The 25,026-nt window shown below is 60.6% G+C and carries 21 protein-coding genes; 11 read left to right on the forward strand and 10 right to left on the reverse strand.

The features are described 5' to 3' along the window. Positions 1–90: 90 nt before the first annotated feature. From ppc to ACM6IO_RS19145, 6 genes are all read left to right on the forward strand, one after another. Positions 91–2,721, forward strand: coding sequence for a phosphoenolpyruvate carboxylase (gene ppc, locus ACM6IO_RS19120; protein WP_414912033.1), 2,631 nt, complete (start codon positions 91–93; stop codon positions 2,719–2,721). A gap of 286 nt (positions 2,722–3,007) precedes the next feature. Then, positions 3,008–3,655, forward strand: coding sequence for an adenylate kinase (gene adk, locus ACM6IO_RS19125; RefSeq protein ID WP_008039344.1), 648 nt, complete (start codon positions 3,008–3,010; stop codon positions 3,653–3,655). 93 nt (positions 3,656–3,748) lie between these two features. After that, positions 3,749–4,423: a tRNA (adenosine(37)-N6)-threonylcarbamoyltransferase complex dimerization subunit type 1 TsaB gene (tsaB, locus tag ACM6IO_RS19130; RefSeq protein WP_414912034.1), complete on the forward strand. Its 675-nt coding sequence runs from the start codon at positions 3,749–3,751 to the stop codon at positions 4,421–4,423. A gap of 233 nt (positions 4,424–4,656) precedes the next feature. Then, complete coding sequence (locus ACM6IO_RS19135; protein WP_008035498.1) at positions 4,657–4,962, forward strand: hypothetical protein; 306 nt, start codon at positions 4,657–4,659, stop codon at positions 4,960–4,962. Next, a complete protein-coding gene (locus ACM6IO_RS19140; RefSeq protein WP_008039350.1) occupies positions 4,962–5,822 on the forward strand; it encodes a DUF72 domain-containing protein in 861 nt (286 codons plus the stop codon). Before ACM6IO_RS19135 ends, ACM6IO_RS19140 begins: the two co-directional genes overlap by 1 nt. 33 nt (positions 5,823–5,855) lie before the next feature. Then, positions 5,856–6,677 carry an isocitrate lyase/PEP mutase family protein gene (locus tag ACM6IO_RS19145; protein ID WP_414912035.1) on the forward strand — a complete coding sequence of 274 codons (822 nt, stop codon included), beginning with the start codon at positions 5,856–5,858 and terminating at the stop codon, positions 6,675–6,677. Between the two features lie 76 nt (positions 6,678–6,753). On the opposite strand, the gene ACM6IO_RS19150 is transcribed toward ACM6IO_RS19145, so the two are convergent. Continuing rightward, complete coding sequence (locus ACM6IO_RS19150; protein ID WP_192228485.1) at positions 6,754–7,374, reverse strand: energy transducer TonB; 621 nt, start codon at positions 7,372–7,374, stop codon at positions 6,754–6,756. A 94-nt stretch (positions 7,375–7,468) separates the two neighbouring features. Here ACM6IO_RS19150 and ACM6IO_RS19155 point away from each other — a divergent pair, with 94 nt between their 5' ends. After that, positions 7,469–8,251, forward strand: a complete 783-nt coding sequence (locus ACM6IO_RS19155; protein WP_008035485.1) for a class I SAM-dependent methyltransferase — start codon at positions 7,469–7,471, stop codon at positions 8,249–8,251. Positions 8,252–8,392: 141 nt separating this feature from the next. Here the strand turns inward: ACM6IO_RS19155 and ACM6IO_RS19160 are convergent, their stop codons facing one another. Then, positions 8,393–9,028, reverse strand: a complete 636-nt coding sequence (locus ACM6IO_RS19160; RefSeq protein ID WP_207285819.1) for a TetR/AcrR family transcriptional regulator — start codon at positions 9,026–9,028, stop codon at positions 8,393–8,395. A 94-nt stretch (positions 9,029–9,122) separates the two neighbouring features. Between ACM6IO_RS19160 and ACM6IO_RS19165 the strand changes: the two genes are divergently transcribed. Further along, positions 9,123–10,223: an efflux RND transporter periplasmic adaptor subunit gene (locus tag ACM6IO_RS19165; RefSeq protein ID WP_414912036.1), complete on the forward strand. Its 1,101-nt coding sequence runs from the start codon at positions 9,123–9,125 to the stop codon at positions 10,221–10,223. 6 nt (positions 10,224–10,229) lie between these two features. Further along, positions 10,230–13,295, forward strand: coding sequence for an efflux RND transporter permease subunit (locus ACM6IO_RS19170; protein WP_192228486.1), 3,066 nt, complete (start codon positions 10,230–10,232; stop codon positions 13,293–13,295). 576 nt (positions 13,296–13,871) lie between these two features. Here the strand turns inward: ACM6IO_RS19170 and ACM6IO_RS19175 are convergent. From ACM6IO_RS19175 to plsB, 4 genes are all read right to left on the reverse strand, one after another. Next, entirely contained in the window at positions 13,872–14,561 is a 690-nt protein-coding gene (locus ACM6IO_RS19175) for a DUF4197 domain-containing protein (RefSeq protein WP_008039365.1), read from the reverse strand. A 40-nt stretch (positions 14,562–14,601) separates the two neighbouring features. Next, positions 14,602–15,000 carry a YbaY family lipoprotein gene (locus ACM6IO_RS19180; protein WP_414912037.1) on the reverse strand — a complete coding sequence of 133 codons (399 nt, stop codon included), beginning with the start codon at positions 14,998–15,000 and terminating at the stop codon, positions 14,602–14,604. Positions 15,001–15,119: 119 nt separating this feature from the next. After that, positions 15,120–15,479 carry a YbaY family lipoprotein gene (locus ACM6IO_RS19185; protein ID WP_223481646.1) on the reverse strand — a complete coding sequence of 120 codons (360 nt, stop codon included), beginning with the start codon at positions 15,477–15,479 and terminating at the stop codon, positions 15,120–15,122. 159 nt (positions 15,480–15,638) lie between these two features. Next, positions 15,639–18,131, reverse strand: coding sequence for a glycerol-3-phosphate 1-O-acyltransferase PlsB (plsB, locus tag ACM6IO_RS19190; RefSeq protein WP_223435932.1), 2,493 nt, complete (start codon positions 18,129–18,131; stop codon positions 15,639–15,641). 235 nt (positions 18,132–18,366) lie between these two features. On the opposite strand from plsB, the gene ACM6IO_RS19195 reads away from it, so the two are divergent. Then, on the forward strand, positions 18,367–18,576 hold the full coding sequence (locus ACM6IO_RS19195) for a cold-shock protein (protein WP_008035470.1): 210 nt from the start codon (positions 18,367–18,369) through the stop codon (positions 18,574–18,576). A gap of 121 nt (positions 18,577–18,697) precedes the next feature. Here ACM6IO_RS19195 and ACM6IO_RS19200 read toward each other — a convergent pair whose 3' ends face one another. The 4 genes from ACM6IO_RS19200 to ACM6IO_RS19215 all read right to left on the reverse strand — a co-directional run bounded on the left by ACM6IO_RS19200 (position 18,698) and on the right by ACM6IO_RS19215 (position 23,920). Next, a complete protein-coding gene (locus ACM6IO_RS19200; RefSeq protein ID WP_008035469.1) occupies positions 18,698–19,075 on the reverse strand; it encodes a hypothetical protein in 378 nt (125 codons plus the stop codon). 75 nt (positions 19,076–19,150) lie between these two features. After that, positions 19,151–19,963 (reverse strand): putative RNA methyltransferase, encoded by an 813-nt coding sequence (locus ACM6IO_RS19205; protein ID WP_008039372.1) that lies wholly within the window; start codon positions 19,961–19,963, stop codon positions 19,151–19,153. Then, a complete protein-coding gene (dapE, locus tag ACM6IO_RS19210; protein WP_226298698.1) occupies positions 19,963–21,114 on the reverse strand; it encodes a succinyl-diaminopimelate desuccinylase in 1,152 nt (383 codons plus the stop codon). The genes ACM6IO_RS19205 and dapE overlap by 1 nt, the downstream gene beginning before the upstream one ends. Positions 21,115–21,328: 214 nt before the next feature. After that, on the reverse strand, positions 21,329–23,920 hold the full coding sequence (locus tag ACM6IO_RS19215; RefSeq protein WP_032829235.1) for a glycosyltransferase: 2,592 nt from the start codon (positions 23,918–23,920) through the stop codon (positions 21,329–21,331). Positions 23,921–24,138: 218 nt separating this feature from the next. Between ACM6IO_RS19215 and tcdA the strand changes: the two genes are divergently transcribed. After that, entirely contained in the window at positions 24,139–24,948 is an 810-nt protein-coding gene (gene tcdA / locus ACM6IO_RS19220; RefSeq protein ID WP_192228490.1) for a tRNA cyclic N6-threonylcarbamoyladenosine(37) synthase TcdA, read from the forward strand. Positions 24,949–25,026 lie beyond the last annotated feature (78 nt).

Below are 25,026 nucleotides of genomic sequence, written 5' to 3' on the forward strand. Positions count from 1 at the left end.
AAGTCCCTTCGTCGTGTGCTTGTAAGAAGCGTTTTACGACGGCACTCTTGAACCACAAGGCACCCCGGATTTTTCGCTGGAGAACGGCTGATGACCGATATTGATGCACGCTTGCGCGAGGATGTTCACCTGTTGGGTGAGCTGTTGGGCAACACCATTCGTGAACAGTACGGGGACGATTTTCTCGACAAGATCGAGCAGATCCGCAAAGGCGCCAAGGCCGACCGTCGCGGTTCGATGGACGCCGAACTGAGCGCCAGCCTCAATCAACTGAGCGAAGACGAATTGCTGCCGGTGGCGCGGGCGTTCAACCAGTTTCTCAACCTGGCCAACATCGCCGAACAATATCAACTGATCCATCGCCGCGAAGAATTCCAGCCCGCGCCGTTCGAGGCGCGCGTGTTGCCGGAGCTGCTAACGCGCTTGCTGGCCGAAGGTCATGCGGCCGAATCCCTGGCACGACAGTTGGGGCGCCTGGAAATCGAACTGGTGTTGACTGCGCACCCGACCGAAGTCGCGCGCCGCACGCTGATCCAGAAATACGACGCCATCGCCGCGCAACTTGCCGCTCAGGATCACCGCGACCTGACCAGCGCCGAGCGCGAGCAGATTCAATCGAAATTGCAGCGCCTGATCGCCGAAGCCTGGCACACCGAAGAAATCCGTCGCACCCGCCCGACCCCGGTGGACGAAGCCAAATGGGGTTTCGCGGTGATCGAGCATTCACTGTGGCAAGCGATCCCGAACTATTTGCGCAAGGCCGATAAAGCCCTGCATGACGCCACCGGCCTGCATTTGCCGCTGGAAGCCGCGCCGATTCGCTTTGCTTCGTGGATGGGTGGCGACCGCGATGGCAACCCCAACGTCACGGCTGCCGTGACCCGTGAGGTGTTGCTGTTGGCACGCTGGATGGCCGCCGATCTGTACGTGCGCGATGTCGATCACCTCGCCGCAGAACTGTCGATGCAACAAGCCAGCGACGCACTGAAAGCCAAGGCCGGCGACAGCGCCGAACCCTATCGTGCCGTCCTTAAACAACTGCGCGAACGCCTGCGCGCCACTCGAAGCTGGGCCCACACTTCCTTGACGACAGCCACGCCGGCCCCCTCCGATGTGCTGCAAAACAACCGCGATTTGCTCGACCCGCTGGAGCTCTGCTACCAGTCGCTGCATGAGTGCGGCATGGGCGTGATCGCTGATGGGCCGCTACTCGATTGCCTGCGTCGTGCGGTGACCTTCGGCTTGTTCCTGGTGCGCCTCGATGTGCGCCAGGACTCGTCCCGTCACACGGCGGCGATGACGGAAATCACCGATTACCTCGGCCTTGGGCGCTACGAAGACTGGAGCGAAGAGGAGCGCATCGCCTTCCTGATGCGTGAGTTGAACAACCGTCGGCCGTTGTTGCCGGCGTACTTCAAACCCTCCGCCGACACCGCTGAAGTGCTCGCCACGTGCCGGGAAATCGCCGCTGCACCGGGCGCTTCGCTTGGTTCGTATGTGATCTCCATGGCGGGCGCCGCTTCCGACGTGCTGGCCGTGCAACTGTTGCTCAAAGAGTCTGGTGTTTTGCGGCCGATGCGCGTGGTGCCGCTGTTCGAAACCCTTGCCGACCTTGATAACGCCGGCCCGGTGATTGAAAAACTGTTGCTGCTGCCGGGTTATCGCGCGCGCCTGCAAGGGCCGCAGGAAGTGATGATCGGCTATTCCGACTCAGCCAAGGACGCCGGCACCACGGCGGCGGCCTGGGCGCAATATCGGGCGCAGGAGCGTTTGGTCGACATCTGCCGTGAGCAGCAAGTGGAACTGCTGTTGTTCCACGGTCGCGGTGGCACTGTGGGGCGTGGTGGCGGTCCGGCGCACGCGGCGATTCTGTCGCAGCCGCCGGGGTCGGTGGCGGGGCGTTTCCGCACCACCGAGCAGGGGGAAATGATTCGTTTCAAATTCGGCCTGCCGGACATCGCCGAGCAAAATCTCAACCTGTACCTGGCGGCGGTGCTGGAGGCGACGTTGTTGCCACCGCCACCACCGCAACCCGCCTGGCGCCATTTGATGGACGAATTGGCGGCAGACGGTGTCAGTGCTTACCGCGCCGTGGTGCGGGAAAATCCGCAATTCGTCGAGTATTTCCGCCAGTCCACCCCGGAGCAGGAGTTGGGGCGCCTGCCACTGGGCAGTCGCCCGGCCAAGCGCCGTGCCGGCGGGATCGAAAGCCTGCGGGCGATCCCGTGGATCTTCGGTTGGACCCAGACCCGCTTGATGTTGCCGGCCTGGCTCGGCTGGGAAGCCGCGTTAAGCAAGGCGCTGGCGCGGGGGGAAGGCGAGCTGCTGGGGCAAATGCGCGAGCAGTGGCCGTTCTTCCGCACGCGCATCGATATGCTGGAAATGGTCCTGGCCAAGGCCGACGCGGATATCGCCCGCTCCTACGATGAGCGGCTGGTCGAGCCGGATCTGCTGCCTTTGGGTGCGCACTTACGCGACCTATTGTCGCAGGCGTGTTCGATTGTTCTGGGGTTGACCGGTCAGTCGCAGCTACTGGCACATAGCCCAGCTACCCTCGAATTCATCCGCTTGCGCAACACCTACCTTGACCCGCTTCATCTATTGCAGGCCGAGTTGCTGGCACGTTCGCGTTTGCAGGAAGTGGCGCAGGGCAGCCCGGTAGAACAGGCGTTGCTGGTGTCTGTGGCGGGGATTGCCGCCGGTTTGCGAAATACCGGCTAAGGTTTTCGTCGTGGGTTCGGGCACTCGACGCGGGCGTCGAGTGCCGGTTTGCGCGGGGTTGGAAAGTGCTGCAAGGCGACACTTAATGATGGGGTTGCGACTTGGGGTACCCCGTCGCAAGGTCACGCAAGGCGCGGGTTTCTCCGACTTTCGACGGCTTGTGTGCGTAGGATCTGCTGTGTATCTTGATCAGCCTTTGGCCGTTTGGGCGGTCACGACCCTGTTTTGAGATTGGCCCCACGAGGCGAATCCTTTGTTATCTATATAAAAATTGAGGAGCACATCGATGCGCGTCATTCTGCTGGGAGCTCCCGGGGCCGGTAAAGGTACTCAGGCTAAGTTCATCACCGAAAAGTTCGGCATCCCGCAAATCTCCACCGGCGACATGCTGCGTGCTGCGGTCAAGGCCGGCACCGAGCTGGGCCTGATCGCCAAGAGCGTCATGGACAGCGGTGGCCTGGTTTCCGATGACCTGATCATCAATCTGGTCAAGGAACGCATCAGCCAGGCGGATTGCGCCAACGGTTTCCTGTTCGACGGTTTCCCGCGCACCATTCCTCAGGCTGAAGCCCTGGTGAAGGCCGGCGTCGAGCTGGACCACGTGGTCGAAATCGCGGTCGATGACGAAGAAATCGTTCAGCGTATCGCTGGTCGTCGTGTTCACGAGGCCAGCGGCCGCGTGTACCACACCGTCTACAACCCGCCAAAAGTTGCTGGTAAAGACGACATCACCGGTGAAGATCTGGTGCAGCGCAAGGACGACACTGAAGAAACCGTGCGTCATCGCCTGTCGGTCTACCACTCGCAGACCAAGCCACTGGTGGATTTCTACCAGAAGCTGTCGGCGGCTCAAGGCAAACCGAAGTACAGCCACATTGCTGGCGTCGGCTCGGTTGAAGCGATCACCGGCAAGGTGCTTGAAGCGCTGAGCTGAAAAGTCTGAATCGCTTCATCTTCTACGGCCCGCTTGCGGGCCGTAGTTGTTTATACTGGCGCACTTTTTCTGACCTCTCTTACGGAAACATCGATGAGCACCTTGCTGGCCCTGGACACCGCGACTGAAGCTTGCTCCGTTGCCTTGCTGCATGACGGCAAAGTGACGAGCCATTACGAGGTGATCCCGCGCCTGCATGCGCAGAAGCTGTTGCCGATGATCCAGCAATTGCTCGCCGATGCCGGGACCACCTTGCAAGCGGTCGATGCCATCGCTTTTGGCCGTGGGCCGGGCGCATTCACTGGCGTGCGTATCGCCATCGGCGTGGTACAGGGCCTGGCGTTTGCCCTGGATCGCCCGGTCCTGCCGGTGTCGAACCTGGCGGTGCTGGCGCAGCGGGCGTATCGCGAACACGGTGTGAGCCAGGTCGCGGCCGCCATCGATGCACGCATGGATGAAGTGTACTGGGGCTGCTACCGCGAAACGGCGGGTGAGATGCGTCTGGTCGGCAACGAAGCCGTGCTGCCGCCGGAAGTGGCGGCGTTGCCGGCGGATGCCAGCGGTGACTGGTTTGGCGCCGGCACCGGTTGGGGCTATGCCGATCGCATCGCCGTCAGCCTGATCGGTCAGGACGCTGGCATGCTGCCTCACGCCGAAGACCTGCTGACCCTGGCGCGATTTGCCTGGGAACGGGGTGAAGCGATTGTGGCGGACGAGGCGCAGCCGGTTTATCTGCGGGACAAGGTTGCGACGCCCAAGGCGCGTTAATCAGCGATACCGAGTTGTCTCCTTCGCGGGCAAGCCTCGCTCCTACAGGGTTTGCGCGGCCCCTGTAGGAGCGAGGCTTGCCCGCGAAGGCGATTTAGGGGATGTAACCAATCGTCGTTTTATCCCCCCGCCTTTAAACCTTTTCGCAATTCTGTGTTCTAGTTATCACCAGGCGGTTTGCGAAGTGGGCTATGCGCCACTAAACTGCCATCACTGATACCGAGCATGACATTATGCGCATAGACGGCCTTTCCTCTCAGTCCTACCCCATCAAGCGCAAGCCTCGCAAAGGGCATGTGGTTGAAGACGATTCCGTCGATATCGAGGGCGAGCTGGAATTCCCTTCGGAAGAGCAAATGGCCGCCCGCGCCGCCAAAGCCTCCGCGCAGCGCCTGAGCAATCTGCCGGCGCGCCAACAAGACATGATTTACCACCGCGCCATGAGCAAAAGCGTCGCGATGGCCCTGGCCAGCTACCTCAGCACCGCCAATTTTGTCGATTGGGATTCGGATGTGATGGGTCTCGACCTGTATATCTGATGCGGCTGCCTTACTACCTCGGCTGCCCATCCTGGAGTGAAAACGCCTGGCGCGATTATCTTTATCCGCAAGACGCGAAAACCTCCGAATTTCTCAATCTGTATTCTCAAGTATTCAACGCCGTGGAAGGCAATACGACCTTCTACGCGAGCCCGGCTGCCAGCACCGTGCAGCGTTGGGCCGAGACCATGCCCGAACACTTTCGCTTCACCGCCAAATTCCCCGGCGACATCAGCCACGGCGGTGACCTGCGCGAACAATTGACCGCCACCGAAACCTTCCTCCAATTGCTCAGCCCTTTGGGCGAGCGGGTGTCGCCGCTGTGGTTGCAGTTGTCGAAAAGCTTCACGCCGCAACGATTGCACGAGCTGGCAGGTTTTATCGACGCAGTGGACCGGCCGCTGGCCATCGAAGTGCGGCATGACGATTTCTTCGCCAAGGGGGAAGCCGAGCGCTCGCTCAATCGCTTGCTGCTGGATCGCGGTGTCGAACGTATCTGCCTCGATCCGCGGGCGTTGTTCAGTTGCACGTCCACCGATCCTTCGGTGCTCCACGCCCAATCGAAGAAACCCAGGGTTCCGCCACGTCCGGCGGCCTTCACGCAATTCCCGCAAGTGCGCTTCATTGGCCATCCGCAACTGGAAGCCAACGACCCGTTCCTGGTGCCCTGGGTCGAGAAAATCGCCTTGTGGATCGAAGAAGGGCGCACGCCGTATATCTTCCTGCACACCGCCGACAACCTGCTGGCGGCGAAACTGGCGCAACGTTTTCACGCAAAGCTGATGCTGCGTTTGCCTGGCTTGCCGCCGCTGCCTGAGCTATACAGAGAGCCCGCCGCGGAGCAACTTGGCCTGCTCTGAGGCGGATTCCCTGCCTTTTTCAGGAGCCTGCCAATGGATGCGCAAACCCTTCGAGCCCAAGCCTTCAAAGCACTGCATGAACGCGCCGGGGCTTTTGTCATTCCCAACCCGTGGGACGCCGGCTCGGCGAAAATGCTCGCCAGCCTGGGCTTCGAGGCGCTGGCGACCACCAGCGCCGGTTTTGCCTTTTCTCAGGGGCGACCCGATGGCGGGCTGACGCTGGACGATACCCTGGCGAACGTTCGGGCGATTGTCGCGGCGACGGACCTGCCGGTTGCGGTCGATCTGGAAAACGGTTTTGCCGACGACCCCGCCGAATGCGCCCAAAGTATTCTGCGAGCCGCTGCAGCAGGCGCTGTCGGTGGTTCGATCGAAGACGCCACGGGACGTGCAGACGCGCCGATATACTGCTTCGAGCATGCAGTGGCGCGAATCCAAGCCGCCGTCGCCGCCGCCCGCAGTTTGCCGTTCCCGTTCACGCTGACGGCCCGGGCCGAGAATTTTCTGCATGGCAATCCCGATCTGGACGACACCATTCGCCGCTTGCAGGCCTTTGCCGAAGCGGGCGCCGACGTGCTCTATGCGCCGGGTTTGCGCAGTGCTGAAGACGTGTTGGCGGTGGTGCGCGCCGTGGCGCCGAAACCGGTCAATGTGTTGATGTCCGGCGGGTTGAAATTGACGGTCGAGCAGTTGAGCGAAATGGGCGTCAAGCGTATCAGCGTCGGTTCGGCGCTTGCGCTGGCAGCGCTTGGTGAATTCTACCGCGCGGCCGAAGAGATCAAGACCTCGGGCACGTTCGGCTTTACCTCGCGGTCGATGCCGTACGCACAGGCCAATCAATTGTTCAAAGGCTGACAACGCGGTTTTTGCGGGTGATCGCTCACCCGCTACAAGCTGATGCGGCTACGCGAGGTGGGGGGGGCGCTGAGGGTCAGGCGGCGATGCGCAGGTTCTGCAGCACGATCGGGCGCGCCCAGCCAATATCGAAATCGAAGTTTTTCTGTTGTTCCGCCAGCTCTTCCGGCGGGAACGGCGGGAATGGCTTGTCCAGCAGGTCCATTTCGAATTCGGCGATCGGCAGGTGCAGTGGACGTGGTTGCGGCGCCGGGCCGGCTTCTGGCACGGGTTGCCCCGCCGTCAGTACGATCGGGCGAACCCAGCCGCTTTCGAAGTTCTGCTGCTTTTGCTGGGCAGCGATTTCTTCCGGTGGGAACGGTGGGAATGGTTTGTCGGCCAGGTCCATTTCGAACTCGGCGATCGGCAGGAACAGCGGCTCGGGTGGCTTGACCTGGGTTTCCTTCACATCGCATTCACGCTGGGAAACGATGTGCGCCAGCAGTTCACTGCCAACTGTGGGTTCTTCCGGGCTTTCGAGATCGACCGGTGGAAAGTTGAGAGACGCCGGCACGACATCGCCCGACTGTTCGGCCAGGGCCTGGGCAAAGAAATCCTGCCACAGGTGACTGACGCCGCTCAGTGCTTGGGAGTTTCGCAGGCCAAAATCGCCGTGGGGCGAGATGTAACCTATCGATGTGCGTTGAATGTCTGACATTTCTCTCGGTCGACGCTCAGCTCTGGCAAAATGCTCGTTAGTTTTGTTATCGGCCGTTTCTGCCGATCATTAATTTTTTTGAGCGTGTTTTCCCATGATTGAGCAACCGGCGGCTTGCCGCATCCATGTCGAGGCCCTGGGCACGGCTTTTCAGCCACAGGCCGAGCAATGGGCCGAGCGCCTGGGCCTGCCTTTGCAGGTCGATGACGGCGAATTTGCCTTGCAGGTGGGTGAACAGGGTTTGCAACTGCAACAGCTCGGCCCGGACGCACCGGGACCGGTGCGGGTGGACTTCGTCGAGGGTGGCGCCGCCCATCGCCGGTTGTTCGGCGGTGGCACCGGTCAGATGATCGCCAAGGCGGTCGGCATCGCTCAGGGCGTGCGCCCGCGGGTGCTGGACGCCACGGCGGGGTTGGGCAAGGATGCATTCGTGCTGGCGAGCCTGGGTTGTGAGATGAGCCTGATCGAACGTCAGCCGCTGATTGGTGCCTTGCTTGAGGATGGTCTGGCGCGCGGCGCGGAAGATTTCGACGTGGCGTCGATTGTGGCGCGCATGCGATTGCTCAAGGGCAACTCGATCGAAGTCATGCGCAACTGGGAAGGCGAGCCGCCGCAGGTCATCTACCTCGACCCGATGTTTCCCCATCGTGAGAAAACTGCGCTGGTGAAGAAGGAAATGCGCCTGTTCCGGCCGTTGGTGGGGGATGACCCGGATGCACCGGCGTTGCTCGAAGCGGCGTTGGCATTGGCCAGCCACCGGGTGGTGGTGAAGCGTCCGCGCAAGGCACCGTGCATTGCCGGGCCGAAGCCGAGCCATGCGCTGGACGGGAAATCCAGTCGGTATGACATTTATCCGAAGAAGGCGCTCAAGCCTTAAGACCGCGTCGCCCCCTTCGCGGGCAAGCCTCGCTCCTACAGATTTAGAGTCGATCACATTTTTTGCGAACGACACTACCCTGTAGGAGCGAGGCTTGCCCGCGAAGGCGTCCGTTAGAACGATATCAATCTATCAGGCTGACTAGGGACGATAAGCCCGCATAAACAACCCCACCACTTCCCGCACATGTTCCTCCGCCGCATCCCCGGTCAACGGTTCGCCACAGCCATACAACAACCGAAAATTCCCCGCGCCCTTGAGCAGGCAAAAGAAATGCTCCGCCGCGTTACGTGGCTTGTCGATGCTCAACACACCGCTCTGATCAACCTTGGTCAGTAGCCGTTCCATGCCATGCAGCATGCGTTCTGGCCCGGCCTCGAAGAAGATCTGCGAGAGTTTCGGGTCCTGGCTGCCCAGCGTCATCATCAACCGGTGCAGGTTCACCGATTCATCGCTGTTGATCAGGTGATGAAAGCCGCGCGCGATATTCAACAGCACCGTCTCCACTGAAATGCCGTCAGGCAATTCGAAAAACAGCGTAGGCAATTGCTCTTCGCATTTGGCGACAACGGCGGCGGAGAACAGCGTCTCCTTGTCGTTGAAATGGCTGTAGACGGTCAGCTTCGACACGCCAGCTTCGGCCGCGACGGCGTCCATGCTGGTGCTCGCATAGCCATTGCTCAGGAACAGGATTTTCGCCGCATCGAGGATTGCCTGGCGTTTGGCCAGATCCTTGGGGCGGCCCGGACCATTGGGTGCTGAAAAGTTGTTCGGCATTATTCGCTTTTAATACTGGACTGGTGAGTTTGCTATTAATAACATACTGGTCAGTATAATTATTCCAAGCACCATTAGCGAAAGGTCCTTCACCATGTTCCGCTATGCCTTGCCCCTCGCATTGCCAGTCAGTCTGGCGCTTTTATTGTCTGCGTGTGGTCACGAAGAGGCACCGCAAGTCACCGTCCGACCGGCCATGGTGGTGCAGCCAGAGCCTTCGGCGCAGGCGATGGAAAGCTATCCCGGTGAAGTCCGTGCTCGCTACGAGCCGGATCTGGCGTTTCGCATTGGCGGCAAAGTCAGCCGACGACTGGTCGAAGAAGGACAGCGGGTCAAGGCCGATCAACCGCTGGCCGAACTCGATCCCCAGGACGTCCGCCTGCAACTGGAAGCCACCCGCGCTCAGGTCGCGGCGGCCGAGGCCAATCTCAATCTCGTACGTGCCGAGCGCGATCGCTACAAGACCCTGATGGATCGTCAGATGGTCAGCCGCTCGCAGTACGACAATTCCGAAAATCTATACAGATCCGGTGAAGCGCGCCTGAAGCAGATCAAGGCCGAATTCAACGTCTCGACCAACCAGGCTAGCTACGCCGTGCTGCGTGCTCCGCAGGACGGCGTCGTGGCGAAGCGTGCGGTGGAAGTCGGGCAAGTCGTCGCCGCCGGTCAAACCGTGTTTACCCTCGCCACCGATGGCGAGCGCGAAGTGTTGATCAGCCTGCCGGAACAGAGCTTCGGTCGTTTCAAGGTCGGCCAGCCGGTGTCGGTGGAACTCTGGACCCAACCTGACCAGCGTTTTGCCGGGCGCATCCGTGAGTTGTCGCCTGCCGCCGACCCGAAATCCCGCACCTTCGCTGCCCGCATTGCGTTTGCCGCCGGCAAGGTTCCGGCCGAGCTCGGCCAGAGCGCCCGGGTGTTTATCCAGACTGCCGACGTCGTGGCGCTGTCGGTACCGCTCTCGGCGGTTACCGCCGAAAACGGTGCCACCTACGTGTGGGTGCTCAGCGCCAACAACACCCTGAAGAAAGCGCCGGTCCGGGTCGGCCCGTTCGGCGAGAAAACCGTGCCGGTGCTCGAAGGCCTGAACGCCAGTGACTGGGTGGTGGCGGCCGGTGTGCATGTGCTTCACGACGGGCAGCAAGTGCGCCCGGTGGATCGCTCCAACCGCGTGGTCAATCTTGCGGGCAAGGAGTAATCCCCGATGGGTTTCAATCTTTCCGAATGGGCGCTGCGTAACCGCCAGATCGTACTGTTCCTGATGCTGTTGCTGGCGATTGTCGGCGCACTTTCCTACACCAAACTGGGCCAGAGCGAAGACCCGCCGTTCACCTTCAAGGCCATGGTGATCCGCACCAACTGGCCGGGGGCCACCGCCGAGGAAGTGTCGCGCCAGGTCAGTGAACGCATTGAAAAGAAGCTGATGGAAACCGGCGAGTACGAGCGCATCGTGTCGTTCTCTCGACCGGGTGAATCCCAGGTGACGTTCGTTGCGCGTGACTCCATGCACTCGGTGGAAATTCCGGATCTCTGGTATCAGGTCCGCAAGAAGATCGGCGACATTCGTCATACCTTGCCACCGGGCATTCAGGGCCCGTTCTTCAACGATGAATTCGGCACCACCTTCGGCAACATCTACGCGCTGACCGGCGACGGTTTTGATTACGCGGTGCTCAAGGACTACGCCGACCGCATCCAGATTCAGCTGCAACGGGTCAAGGATGTGGGCAAGGTCGACCTGCTCGGGTTGCAGGACGAGAAGGTCTGGATCGAACTCTCCAACGTCAAGCTCGCCACCCTCGGTTTACCGTTGGCAGCGGTGCAGCAGGCGCTTGAAGAGCAGAACGCGATGTCCACGGCCGGTTTCTTTGAAACCACCAGTGAGCGATTGCAGCTACGGGTTTCGGGGAATTTTCAGACGGTCGAAGAAATCAGGAACTTCCCGATTCGCGTCGGTGATCGCACGTTCCGTATCTCCGATGTCGCGGACGTGCGTCGTGGTTTCAACGATCCTCCGGCGCCGCGCATGCGTTTCATGGCCGAAGACGCCATCGGTCTGGCCGTGGCGATGAAGGACGGCGGCGACATTCTGGTGCTGGGCAAGGCGCTGGAAATCGAGTTCGCCAGGATCCAGAAAAACCTTCCGGCCGGCATGCAGCTGCGCAAGGTTTCCGATCAACCCGCCGCGGTGAAAACCGGTGTCGGTGAGTTTGTCCAAGTGTTGGTGGAAGCCCTGGCCATCGTGCTGTTGGTGAGCTTCTTCTCCCTCGGCGTACGCACCGGCATGGTGGTGGCGCTGGCGATTCCGCTGGTGTTGGCGATGACCTTCGCCTGCATGTATTACCTGGGCATCGGCCTGCACAAGATTTCCCTTGGCGCGCTGGTGCTGGCGTTGGGCTTGTTGGTGGACGACGCGATCATCGCCGTGGAAATGATGGCGATCAAAATGGAGCAGGGCTTTGACCGGATCAAAGCCGCGAGTTACGCCTGGACCAGCACCGCGTTCCCGATGCTCACCGGCACGCTGATCACGGCTGCCGGTTTCCTGCCGATTGCCACTGCGCAATCGGGCACTGGCGAGTACACGCGTTCGATCTTCCAGGTAGTGACCATCGCGCTGCTGGCGTCGTGGATTGCCGCCGTGGTTTTCGTGCCGTATCTGGGGGAAAAACTCCTGCCGGACCTGGCGAAGATTCATGCAGCGAAACACGGCATTGGTCAGCCTGATCCGTACGCCACGCCTTTTTATGAACGTGTCCGACGCCTGGTGGAGTGGTGCGTGCGCTGGCGCAAAACGGTGATCACGTTGACAGTGGTGTTGTTTATCGCCTCCATCGTGTTGTTCCGTTTTGTACCGCAGCAGTTCTTCCCGGCCTCGGGACGACTGGAGTTGATGGTCGATCTGAAACTGGCCGAAGGCGCTTCGCTGAGCAACACCGCCGACGAGGTTAAACGCCTTGAAGGTTTACTGAAGGATCACGCTGGCATCGATAATTACGTGGCCTACGTCGGTACCGGTTCGCCGCGCTTTTACCTGCCGCTGGATCAGCAACTTCCTGCGGCGAGCTTCGCCCAGTTTGTCGTCCTGGCCAAGACCATCGAGGACCGCGAAACCTTGCGCACCTGGCTGATCGAAACCCTCAACGAGCAATTCCCGGCCCTGCGTTCGCGGGTGACGCGTCTGGAAAACGGCCCGCCAGTGGGCTATCCGGTGCAGTTCCGGGTCACCGGCGAACACATCGAGGACGTCCGTGCCCTGGCTCGAAAAGTGGCGGCCAAGGTTCGCGAGAATCCCCATGTGGCCAACGTCCACCTGGACTGGGAAGAGCCGAGCAAAGTGGTTTATCTGAACGTCGATCAGGACCGCGCCCGCGCGCTGGGCGTGAGCACCGCGAACCTGTCGAAGTTTCTGCAAAGCTCGCTGACCGGTTCCAGCGTCAGTCAGTACCGCGAAGACAACGAGTTGATCGAAATCCTGCTGCGCGGCACGTTGCATGAACGCACTGAACTGTCGTTGCTGCCAAGCCTGGCGGTGCCGACCGACAACGGTCGCAGCGTGGCGTTGTCGCAGATCGCGACGCTGGAATACGGTTTTGAAGAGGGCATCATCTGGCATCGAAACCGCTTGCCGAACGTGACGGTCCGCGCCGATATCTATGGCAAGGAACAACCGGCGACGCTGGTGCAGCAGATCATGCCGACGCTCGATCCGATCCGCGCGGAACTGCCTGACGGCTACTTGCTGGAAGTCGGCGGCACCGTGGAAGATTCCGCCCGTGGGCAGAATTCGGTGAAGGCCGGTGTGCCGCTGTTCATCGTTGTGGTGCTGACGTTGTTGATGCTGCAACTGCGAAGCTTCTCACGCACGGTGATGGTGTTTCTTACAGCGCCATTGGGATTGATCGGGGTGACCCTGTTCCTGATGGTGTTCCGCCAGCCGTTCGGTTTCGTGGCCATGCTCGGGACCATCGCGCTGTCCGGGATGATCATGCGTAACTCGGTGATTCTGGTAGACCAGATCGAGCAGGACATCGCCGCCGGGCTCAAACCGTGGCAGGCGATTATCGAAGCCACGGTGCGTCGTTTCCGGCCGATCGTGCTGACCGCACTCGCCGCCGTATTGGCGATGATCCCGCTGTCACGCAGCGTGTTCTTCGGGCCGATGGCGGTGGCGATCATGGGTGGATTGATTGTCGCGACGGCGTTGACGTTGCTGTTTTTGCCGGCGCTGTATGCGGCGTGGTTCCGCATCAAGAAAGAAACGGTTTGATGGGTGGTCTTGGCGGCCTTCGGGCCGACCAGGTTCTTGGTTATTAAGTACATATCCATTTCTGCGGTTACGGCCGCTTATGGTTTCGCCCTTACGGCGAGGCACTTTTTTCAAACGCCAAAAAAGTACCCAAAAAGGCTCGCCCCGGCGTCCGGCCCCTCGCTAAGGCTCGGCGTACCCTCGCTCCGGTCCTGCTCCGTGGGCCCGCCGCCATCGGCCATCCATGGCCGGGGGCGGCTAACCCGGCATCCATGCCGGGTTGCCCACTGCGCAGAACCTCCACTCGGCCTCCCGAAGGGGCGGGTGGATCAAGATCAAGAGCTGCAGGCGAGCTAACGCTCGGCCTGATGAGTGGTGAGAAGCGAGTGTACGCCGATCCCCTGTAGGAGCCGGCTCGCTGCGGGCGGCGTTCCGACGATGGCGGCCTGACAGCCGACCTGTTTTCGCGGATGTACCACGCCTTTGTAGGAGCCGGCTTGCCGGCGAACGCGGTGTGTCAATCGACATCAAATTCGACTGACACTCTGTATTCGCCGGCAAGCCGGTCTCGTTCCCACAATGGCGTTGTGTTGAGGCTTAGAGCGAACCAAACACCTTCTTCGCCAAACTGGTCGCCGCCGCCGCAGGGTTCTGGCGAATGGTTTCTTCCTGTTTGCCGATCATCTCGAACAAACCGTTCAGGGCCTGCTCGGTCACGTAGCTTTCGATGTTGGCGCTTTTCGCATCCACCACGCCCATGGTCGCGGCTTGTCCGGCGAACGAGTTGTACTGCTTGGCCAGGCCAACCTGGTCGGTGGCTTGTTTGACGATCGGCAGGAACTTGGCGCGGATCTGTTCGCGGCTGGTTTTGTTCAGGTATTGCGTGGCGGAGTCATTACCGCCGCTGAGAATGCCCTTGGCATCGTCGACCGTCATCTTCTTCACGGCATCCACGAGGATCGGCTGAGCCTGGACCACGGCCGTTTCCGCCGCTTTGTTCATGCTGGTTTCCAGCTGATCGACCTGATCGCCCATGCCGAATTGCTTCATCTTGCTGGCAACCTTGCCCAGTTTGCCCGGCAGTTCGATTTTCACGTCCGGGTTGTTACTGAAGCCGCCCGGCGTGCCGAGTTGTTTCACGGCCAGTTGCGCGCCTTGGGTCAGGGCATCCTTGAGACCACCGGTAGCGTCCTTTTGCGACAAGTCACTGAGTGACAGCGCCATGGCACTGGCGGAAATCATCAAACCTGCACACAGGCCGGCGAAGCGAAGGGTAGGGCGGAACATGGCGGCTTCCTTGTTCGGAAAAAAATGAGCAAAAAAAGAATTAACGGACGGCGTCGACGCGAATTTTCAGTGGCTGCGGGTCGCTGCCATTCAGTTGTACGGCGTGATGTTCGGTGGTGAAGAACATCAGTTGGCCATTCACTTCGATTCGCGCGCTGACGGAATAACGATGGCCGGGTTTGACCTGGGCCGGATCGTAACTCAGATGGAACGGCAGTGGCACCTGGCCTTTGACCGGGCCTTTCTGCTCGTCGAGTACCACGGCAGGAGCGTCGGCCAGCGATACGTCCTGCAAGCTGACGCTCAGGGTGGCAGTCGGCGGCAGGGCGATGCGTTGCAGGTAGAAGACTTCGCCATCGAGGCTGGTTTTGGCGGCGGGTTGCGGGGTTTGGCAGGCACTGAGCAAAACAGCCAGTCCCAGAAGCGGAAGTTTTTTCATGCATTCAATCCTTGTCGTTGGCACCTGAAGAAGGCTGGTGCCAACGACAATTTAGCGGATTTTGCGGGCAATATCGCCCAACAACTTGTTGCTAGGAAGTCTTGACGCTGATAGGCCGATTACACTGACAGCGGCTCACTGACGAGGCTGACCAGAACTTCCTGTGGCTGCAAGTAATCGACATCCAGCAACACCTCGTGAAGTTGCGTGGTGGTAAAGGCCAATCTGTCATTGTCTGTGATAGATGCACGAATTGCGTAGGTGTGACCGGGAATGAAGTCCGCTGCCCTGTACGTCAGGGTAAAGTTCAACCCCTCGGTTTCTGCATTCCGGGTCACTTGCCGGGCCAGTTCTTTCCCGGGGCCGTCTATCAGAGAGATATCTTGCAGGCTGACATAAAGTGTGGAGTTCGGCGAAAGCCCAATCCTTGGAAGGTAGTGCACTTTGCCACTGATGCTCTTTAAGGTATCGCTACTCATTTTGATTTCCTTATCAAATTTTTCGTCGGAAATGACGAGCAGTCAGCCTATCGCTCAGGCTATTGAACCGGATGTAGGGCAATTCCTGTTATGCGGGGTGAATTGATGTCAGCGTGGATCGGAAGCTTCCTTGCTTCTGAACCCCTGGGGGCCGTGCGATCAAACAGGCGTGACCAACTCCGCCGCATCTTCGCTGCGATGCAACGCCACCTGACGGATCGACAAGCGGATCTCCGCCGACAACACCCGTTTCGCCGCACCTTCGGCCAGTTCGCCGAGCAGTTCGTGATAGCTCAGCTTGCCGGCCTCGTCACGCTTGAGCACGTCGAGGTCGAGCATCGTCTGGATGAAGTGGCGGAACAGGCTCTTGTCGAAAAATTCCGGCGCGTTTAAGCCATGCAGGATCGACAGGCGCTGGGCCATGACGGTGCAGAGGTCTTCCAGTTCTTCGGCGCTGATGCTGTTCTGGCCGCTGTTGAGCAGCAGGGAGACCGTCATGTAGAAGCGCTGCAAGGTCTGGGCGATGCTCTTCGACAGCAGCGTCAGCAACACGAAATGCCGCGAGCTTGGTGCCGGGCGCAGGTAAACGTCGTTCTCGAAACGCAGCAGGCCTTGCTCGACGAACGCTTCGAGCCATTGATCGATCACGGCATCCAGTTCGTCCAGCGACCAGCGAATGAACAGCTCCGATTGCAGGTACGGATACAGTGCGCGGGTGTAGCGCAGGATCTGCTCGCGGCTCATGCGCGACGCACTCTGGAAGAAACTCGCGAGCAACGCCGGCAACGCGAAAATGTGCAGCACGTTGTTGCGGTAGTAAGTCATCAGGACGGCGTTTTGCTCATCCAGATAGAGGATTTTGCCCAGCGCATCGCTTTGCTCGGACAGCAGGTCCATGTCCTTCACATGCTCGATCAACGCGCGTCCGTCACCTTCCGGCAGCGTGGTGTGCGGCGAGTACGGAACCTTGCGCAGCAGCGCCAGATACAGATCCAGCACCCGCGCCATGGCGCGATCGTCCAGTGCCAAACGACTGGTGGAGAGCAATGCCAACGCCACGAGGTTGACCGGATTGATCGCTGCCGCTTCGTTCAGGTGCTGCGCGACTTTCTCGCCGAGGCGGTTGGTGGTTTCGTTGAGCCAGGCCGGTTTGAACTGCGGGCCGAGTTCCTGTTGACGCCAGTCTGGCTGTTCGCTGTCGAGGAATTCCGCCAGTTTGATCGGCTCGCCGAAGTTCACCGCCACCTGGCCGAAACGCTGCTTCAGGGCGCCGATGACTTTGAAGATGTCGAAGATCGATTCTTTCTTCTTGCTCGCACCACGCAGTTCGCCGAGGTAAGTCCGGCCTTCCAGTACGCGCTCGTAGCCGATGTACACCGGCACGAACACGATCGGCATGCGCGAGGAGCGCAGGAAGCTGCGCAAGGTGATCGCGAGCATCCCGGTTTTCGGTTGCAACATGCGCCCGGTGCGCGAGCGGCCTCCCTCGACGAAATACTCGACCGGAAAACCTTTGGTGAACAGGGTGTGCAGGTATTCGTTGAACACCGAGGTGTACAGCGGGTTGCCCTTGAAGGTACGGCGCATGAAGAATGCGCCGCCACGACGCAGCAGGCCGCCGATCCCTGGCATGTTGAGGTTGATCCCGGCGGCGATGTGCGGCGGGGTCAGGCCGTTGCGGAACAGCAGATAGGACAGCAGCAGGTAGTCGATATGGCTGCGGTGGCACGGCACATAGATCACTTCGTAACCCGGGGCGACTTTCTGCACGCCTTCGATGTTGTTGACCTTGATGCCGTCGTAGATCTTGTTCCAGAACCAGCTCAGCACCACTTCCATGAAGCGGATCGCGGTGTAGGTGTAGTCCGAGGCGATCTCGTTGCCGTAGCGCAGGGCCTGGGCCTTGGCTTTCTCCGGGGAGATATTCTCGCGTTCGGCTTCGTCGAGGATCGCTTGCTTGACCAGCGGCTGGTTGAGCAGGCCTTTGACCAGGTTGCGGCGGTGGGAAATGTCCGGGCCGATCACCGCGGCTTTGAGGTTGCGGAAGTGCACCCGCAGAATCCGTTGGGCCATGCGCACGGTGCGCTCGTGGCCCTTGTCGTGCTCGATCAGTTCACGCAGGTGGATCGGCGCGGAGAATTGCACGCGGGTCTTGCGCCCCAGCACGATGATGCTCAGCAAGCGGCGCAGGCGCCCGGTAACCGCCCAGCTATCGGCGAACAGCAGCTTCCACGGACTCGATTCGCTGTCCGGCGACTGGCCCCAGAACACGCTGACCGGAATGATCTGCGCGTCTTCGGCAGCGTTCTGGCTCAGGGCGCTGACCAGTCGGGTCAGGGTCGGTGGCGCGCCGCGTTTGTCCTGGCGACCGAGCCAGTCGGGCTCCGGTGTCAGGTAAAAGAACGCGGCAGGCTCCAGCAGATTGCCGACAGACACCGGCAGCACCGGGCGCGGCAGGCCCGCCTTGCTGCATTCGGTGTCGACCACGGCGAGGTCGGTCAGCGAAGGGTTTTGCAGGACGTAGAACACCGGACGGCTGCGGTCGAGGTTGAGGGTGAACGACGACTGATTGATCGTCTCCGAGCGAACCCAGAGATAGAGCAGTCGGCGCAGGGTGCCAAACACAAGACGGCGGAACGGGGAACGGGTCATACGGCTTCTGCGTGAGTGGAATAAACCGAGCGTTTGCTCGGGCGGTCGATAGTGTGCCGGATTCACTGAAAATCGGCAAAAAAGCGGCAATCAAAGTGCTATTGAGAGATTAAATGTCTGACATATACTCGGCGCACTGTCGCCGTCACCCTCATGGGACCGGTATGCGCAGGCTGACGTTCCCGAGGCTTTCCTGCGAAAAGCCCGATCAATAATAAAAAGGGAGTATGAACAAATGGCAACACGCGAAACCGGCAACGTGAAGTGGTTCAACGACGCCAAGGGCTACGGTTTCATCCAGCGCGAGGACGGGGTGGACGTGTTCGTGCACTACCGCGCGATTCGCGGTGAGGGGCATCGTTCGCTGACTGAAGGCCAGCAGGTCGAGTACGGCGTTGTGACGGGGGAGAAGGGGTTGCAGGCTGAGGATGTGGTGGGGCTGTAAACCCACCCTCAAGATCACCCAAAACCTACTGTAGGAGCGAGGCTTGCCCGCGAAGGCGTCATCACTGACGCTAAAAGCTTCGCGGGCAAGCCACGCTCCTACAGGTTCGTGGTGTGATGGGTTAAGCAGTTTTCCAGGTGATCTCTTCTTCGCCATCGGCGCTGATGCGCATCCAGCGATCCGCTGTCTCTTCACCTTCTTCCTCGACCCAACTGCCCGGCGCGCAACGTACTTCTACGTTCAGCGCGGCAAACGCGGCGCGGGCGCAGGCGATGTCGTCTTCCCACGGGGTCTGGTCGCTTTCCAGGTACAGGCTGTTCCATTTTCCTACCGCTTTCGGCAGCCAGGTCACTGGCACGTTGCCAGCCTTGCACTTGTAGGTCTGACCTTTCTGAACCCAATCGGTGCACGGGCCCAGAGCCGCGCCGAGCCAGGCGGATACGGCCTTGTGGTCGACGTCGGCGTCTTTCAGGTAAATCTCGATATCGGGTTGGCGCATGGATGTCCTCACTGCGGGTCTGAAAAATCCATTCGCGGATTTAGCCGGCCTCAAGCTGCTGCTCAAGACCAAAAATTAAGATTGAAGAACAAAATAATCGTAGCGCATCGAAACAGTGACCTCGAACGGTTCCACTTGTTCGATGACCGCCGCCCGGCGTTCGGCACTGGCGCGCCAGCCGTGAGGCGTCATGGCCAACAGGTTGGCGCGATCCTGACCACTTGCAAGCGTCAGCTTGAATTCCAGCGTTTCACTGTGTTGCAGCGCCATGCCGTCCGGCACCAGGGCCAGATGCTTGTCGTCGGTGTACTCACGCACTTCGTCGTACAGCCGCTCGCGCAATTCCATCAGGTGGCCGCTGGTCGGCCCGACTTTCATCAAACCGCCGCCGGGGCTGAGCAGGCGTTTGGCTTCTTCCCAGTCCAGCGGGCTGAAGACGCTGGCGAGAAACTGACAACTGCCGGACGCCAACGGCACCCGCGCCATGCTGGCGATCAACCAGGTCAGCTGCGGGTTGCGTTTGCAGGCGCGTTTGACCGCTTCCCGGGAGATGTCCAGCGCGTAACCGTCAGCGTTCGGCAAGGCTTCGGCAATTTGCGCGGTGTAGTAACCCTCGCCACAACCGATGTCGAGCCAGCGCTGCGGCGCGTATTGAGCTGCCAGCTCAGCGAGACGCCTGGCCACCGGCGCGTAATGGCCGGCGTTCAGGAAGTCGCGCCGGGCTTCGACCATCGCCAGGTTATCCCCAGGGTCGCGGCTGTTCTTGTGCTGCACCGGCAACAGGTTCAGGTAACCCTGGCGCGCGCGGTCGAAACGATGCCCGGCGGGGCAGGCCACGCCGTTGTCCACCGCGTTCAGCGGTTCGCTGCAGATCGGGCAGGCAAGCATCAGGCGAGCAACTTGATCAGGGTCTGGTAGTAGATTTCGGTCAGCACGTCGAGGTCGGCGGCCAGCACGCGCTCGTTGACCTGGTGGATCGTCGCGTTGACCGGGCCCAGTTCAACCACCTGTGTACCCATGGTCGCGATAAAGCGCCCATCGGAGGTGCCACCGCTGGTGGAGGCTTTGGTTTCGCGACCGGTGATGTCCTTGATGCTCGACGCGACGGCGTCCAGCAACGCGCCCGGTTCGGTGAGGAACGGCAGACCGGACAGCGCCCAGTCGATGTGCCAGTCCAGGCCATGCTTGTCGAGGATATCGGCGACGCGCTTCTGCAAGCCTTCAACAGTGGACTCGGTGGAGAAGCGGAAATTGAACACCGCTATCAGATCACCGGGGATCACGTTGGTCGCGCCAGTGCCGGAATTCACATTGGAAATCTGGAAACTGGTCGGCGGGAAGAAATCGTTGCCGTGGTCCCAATGCTCGGCGGCCAGTTCGGCCAGCGCCGGGGCGGCGAGGTGGATCGGGTTCTTGGCGAGGTGCGGATACGCAACGTGACCTTGCACACCGCGTACGGTCAGCTTGGCGCCGAGGGAACCGCGACGGCCATTCTTGACCACGTCACCGACCAGCGTAGTGCTCGACGGTTCGCCGACGATGCACCAGTCCAGACGCTCCTTGCGCGCCGCCAGGCGTTCAACCACCGCTTTGGTGCCGTGGTGCGCCGGGCCTTCTTCATCGCTGGTGATCAGGAACGCGACTTTGCCCTTGTGATCCGGGTAATCGGCGACGAAGCGCTCGGCGGCCACGGTCATGGACGCCAGGCTGCCTTTCATGTCCGCTGCGCCACGACCGCAGAGCATGCCGTGTTCGTCGATCAGCGCGTTGAACGGGTCGATCTGCCAGGCGGTCACCGGGCCGGTCGGGACCACGTCGGTGTGGCCGGCGAAGCACAGCACCGGGCCGTCGTGTTTGCCGTGGGTGGCCCAGAAGTTATCCACATCTTCGATGCGCATTGGCTCAAGCATAAAACCGGCATCGCCCAGGCGCTGCATCATCTGCTTCTGGCAATCGGCGTCGACCGGCGTCACGGACGGACGGCGGATCAGGTCGATGGCGAGTTGAAGGGTCGGCGAAAGGTCGGCGTGGGCCGTCATGGAAAAACTCCGGTGCGTTATCTGTAGGAGCGAGCGATGCGGCGATCCGACTTGCCCGCGAAGAACGATAATGAGGTGTATCTGTTACACCGAGTCGCTTCGTTCGCGGGCAAGCCTCGCTCCTACGGGAAATGGGGGGCAAGGCCTGGAAAATGGCGGTTATCTTAAAGCAAAACGGCGGCCATTGGCCGCCGTTTAGTACATCTGCAAAGATTTAGACTGCCGGTGCCGTTTCGGCCTCGACGGCCGGTTTAGGCAGCGAGGACAGGAACGCCATGATCAGCGCCGCCAGGTACGGCAGCGACTGCACCAGCAACATGATCACCCAGAAGCGCATGTCGTTGCTCGGCAGCCCGTTCACCAGGAAGATCCCCAGCGCCGCGCCCCACAACAGCAGCATGATGAACATCTCTTCACGCGCTTCCGAAATCGCCACCCAGAAGCCGTGGTTATCGGCGTTTTTCGGCGTGCGGAAGAACGGAATGCTGCTGGTGAAGAAGCCGTACAGCACCGCTTTGGCGATGGTGTGCGACAACGCCAGCCCGGCCAGCGCCGCGCAGAACGCATCCTTGAGGTTCACGCCAACGGCGCGACGGTAGAGGAAGATGATCTTGCCGACCTTGAACACGAACAGCGCCAATGGCGGGATCGCGAAAATCAGCAACGGCGGATCGACCCGCTGCGGCACGATGATCATCGCCGCCGACCACAACAGTGCGCCCACGGTGAAGAAGATGTTCATGCCATCCGCCACCCACGGCAACCAGCCCGCGAGGAAGTGGTAGCGCTGGCCACGGGTCAGCTCGGTGTCCTTGCCGCGCAGCAGACTGGCGGTGTGACGCTTGATGATCTGAATCGCACCGTAGGCCCAGCGGAAACGCTGTTTCTTGAAGTCGATAAAGGTATCGGGCATCAGGCCTTTGCCGTAGCTGGTGTGGTAGTACGCCGCCGACAAGCCTTTCTCGAACACGCGCAGACCCAACTCGGCGTCTTCGCAGATGCACCAGTCGGCCCAGCCGAGTTCCTCGAGCACCGAGCGTCGGGTCATGGTCATGGTGCCGTGCTGGATGATCGCGTCGCGGTCGTTACGGGTGACCATGCCGATGTGGAAGAAGCCTTTGTATTCCGCGTAGCAGAGCTTCTTGAAGGTGCTTTCGTTCTGGTCGCGATAATCCTGCGGCGACTGCACCACAGCGATTTTCGGATCGGCGAAGTGCGGCACCATGTGCTTGAGCCAGTTCGGGTCGACGCAGTAGTCAGAGTCGATCACCGCAATCACTTCGGCATCTTTGGCGGTGTGCGGAATCAGGTAGTTCAGCGCGCCGCCCTTGAAGCCGGCGAGCGGTGCGACGTGGAAGAACTTGAAGCGCGGGCCGAGGGTTGCGCAGTAATCGCGCACCGGCTCCCAGACGGCCGGGTCCTTGGTGTTGTTGTCGATGATCAGGACTTCGAAGTCCGGATAGTCGAGGTTGGCTAGGGCGTTGAGGGTCTGTTTGACCATCTCCGGCGGCTCGTTGTAGCACGGCACGTGAATCGAGACTTTCGGCCTGTAGTCCGAATCGCCCACCACCGGCAGGAATTCACGCCGGCGTTTGTGGGTCCAGACCGCTTCGGCCAGTTCATGCGCCTCGGTCAGCAGGACGATAAAGACCCCGAGTGCGCCGAGTGCGAGGAGAAATCCTACGGTCAGGCTGAACCAGGTGCTGTATTGCTGACTGTAGTCGTAGCCGATCCACACCAGCACCGAACCGCACAAGAAGGCGATAAAAGTCAGGAAGGTGCGGCCACGTTGACGCAGGGCCGAGCCGTCAATCATCAGCAAGGTCAGGGACAGCAGGGCCAACACCGCCGAGCCGATGGCCAGCACGCGCCATTGCGGGATCGCGACGACCGGGCCTTCGAAGTTGAATTTCTGCTGACGCGCAGCGTTGAACACGCCCCAATACGCGCCCACCGAACCTTCGTCACTGGCCTTCCACGGCTGGTCGAACGCTTCGATCACGAAGTAGTTGAAACCCTGGCGGTTAAGCTTGTTCACCAGCGTACGCAGGTAGATCGCCTGATCTGCCGGGCTCGCATCGGTGCCGCCACGCATGCGGCCGTTGCTCGGCCAGCCAACCTCCGAGAGCAGCAGCGGTTTTTTCGGGAACATCTTTTTCAGATCGCGAGCGCGGTCGAGGACGAACTGGCCGGCCTTGTCCACCGGGATGTATTCCCAGTAAGGCAGGACGTGCGCGGCAATCAGGTCGACGTGCTTGGCCAGTTCCGGGTGTTCTTCCCAGACGTGCCATTGCTCGGACGTGGTGACCGGCACCTTCACGGCTGCGCGAACGCGATCAAGGAGCACGCTCAGTTCGGCAGCGGTAATTTCCTTACGGAAGATGGCCTCGTTGCCTACGACCACACGAACCACGCTGCGTGAGGAGTTGGCGATTTCGATGGCCCGGGTGATTTCCCGCTCGTTGCGTTCCAGGTCCGGGCTGATCCAGATCCCCAGGGTAACCCGCAGGCCGAATTCCTCTGCCAGTTTGGGAATGTCTCCCAAGGTGCCATCGACCGAGTAGGTACGGATGTTGTCCGTCAGCTTGCTCATGATCTCCAGATCGCGACGCATTTGATCGTCGGTCGGGTACTGCTCTTTCTGCGGATACTGGCCTTGCTGGAATGGCGAGTACGAGAAACCGGAGATCTGTTCAGGCCAGTTGGGGGCGGTGACCGGGCGATTGATCAGCGCCCAGAAGCCGGTAAACAAGGCTGCGATGGCGAGCACCACGACCAGGTTGAGTCCAAATTTACGCGATGACATAGCTATTTCGGGTTCCAAAGGCTGTGGAACGAAGGAACGGTTGGCGATCGCCAAGGGGCGCGCATCCTACACCGGCAGTTCACTGAACGTACATCGGACAGGGAATTGCACGACATTGGGCAATCGGCTTTCACATAAGTTCTTACACTTGTAGCTTGAAACTTAAAACTTGCCGCTGCGAAGCCCTATAATGCGCGCCGGTTTTTGGGGTAATGGTCATGAGTACAGAAGATCCGCGGTTTGCAGGCATCGCCCGTTTGTATGGCATCGAAGGGCTAGAGCGCTTGCGCGCGGCGCACGTGGCGATCGTCGGCGTCGGTGGCGTCGGTTCCTGGGCTGCGGAAGCGGTGGCGCGGTGTGGCGTGGGCGAGATTTCGCTGTTCGACCTCGACGACGTCTGCGTCAGCAACGCCAACCGTCAGTTGCATGCGCTGGACAGCACCGTCGGCAAGCCCAAGGTCGAGGTGATGGCTGAGCGCCTGCGCGGGATCAACCCGGATTGCACGGTGCACGCGGTGGCGGATTTCGTCACCCGCGACACCATGGCCGAATACATCACGCCGAACATCGACTGTGTGATCGACTGCATCGACAGCGTCAACGCCAAGGCTGCGCTGATTGCCTGGTGCAAACGCCGCAAGATCCAGATCATCACCACGGGCGGGGCGGGCGGGCAGATCGACCCGACGTTGATCCAGGTCTGCGACCTGAACCGCACATTCAACGACCCGTTGGCCTCGAAAGTGCGCTCGACCCTGCGCCGCGATTACAACTTCTCCCGTACCGTGACCCGCCATTACAGCGTTCCGTGCGTGTTCTCCACCGAGCAGCTGCGTTATCCGAAACCGGACGGCAGCATTTGCCTGCAGAAGAGTTTTGTCGGGGATGGCGTGAAGCTGGACTGCGCGGGCGGGTTTGGTGCGGTGATGATGGTGACGGCGACGTTCGGCATGGTCGCGGCGACCAAGGCTGTGGATAAGATTGTGGCGGGTGTGCGGCGCCCGGCGGATCGGGTTAAACCTGCCTGACAGGAAATGGTTTGCAATACCTGTAGGAGCGAGGCTTGCCCGCGAAAGCGGTGTGTCAGGTACGGCGCCTTCGCGGGC

It is taken from the genome of Pseudomonas sp. IT-P44 (genome assembly GCF_949768225.1).
GTDB classification, from domain to species: domain Bacteria; phylum Pseudomonadota; class Gammaproteobacteria; order Pseudomonadales; family Pseudomonadaceae; genus Aquipseudomonas; species Aquipseudomonas migulae.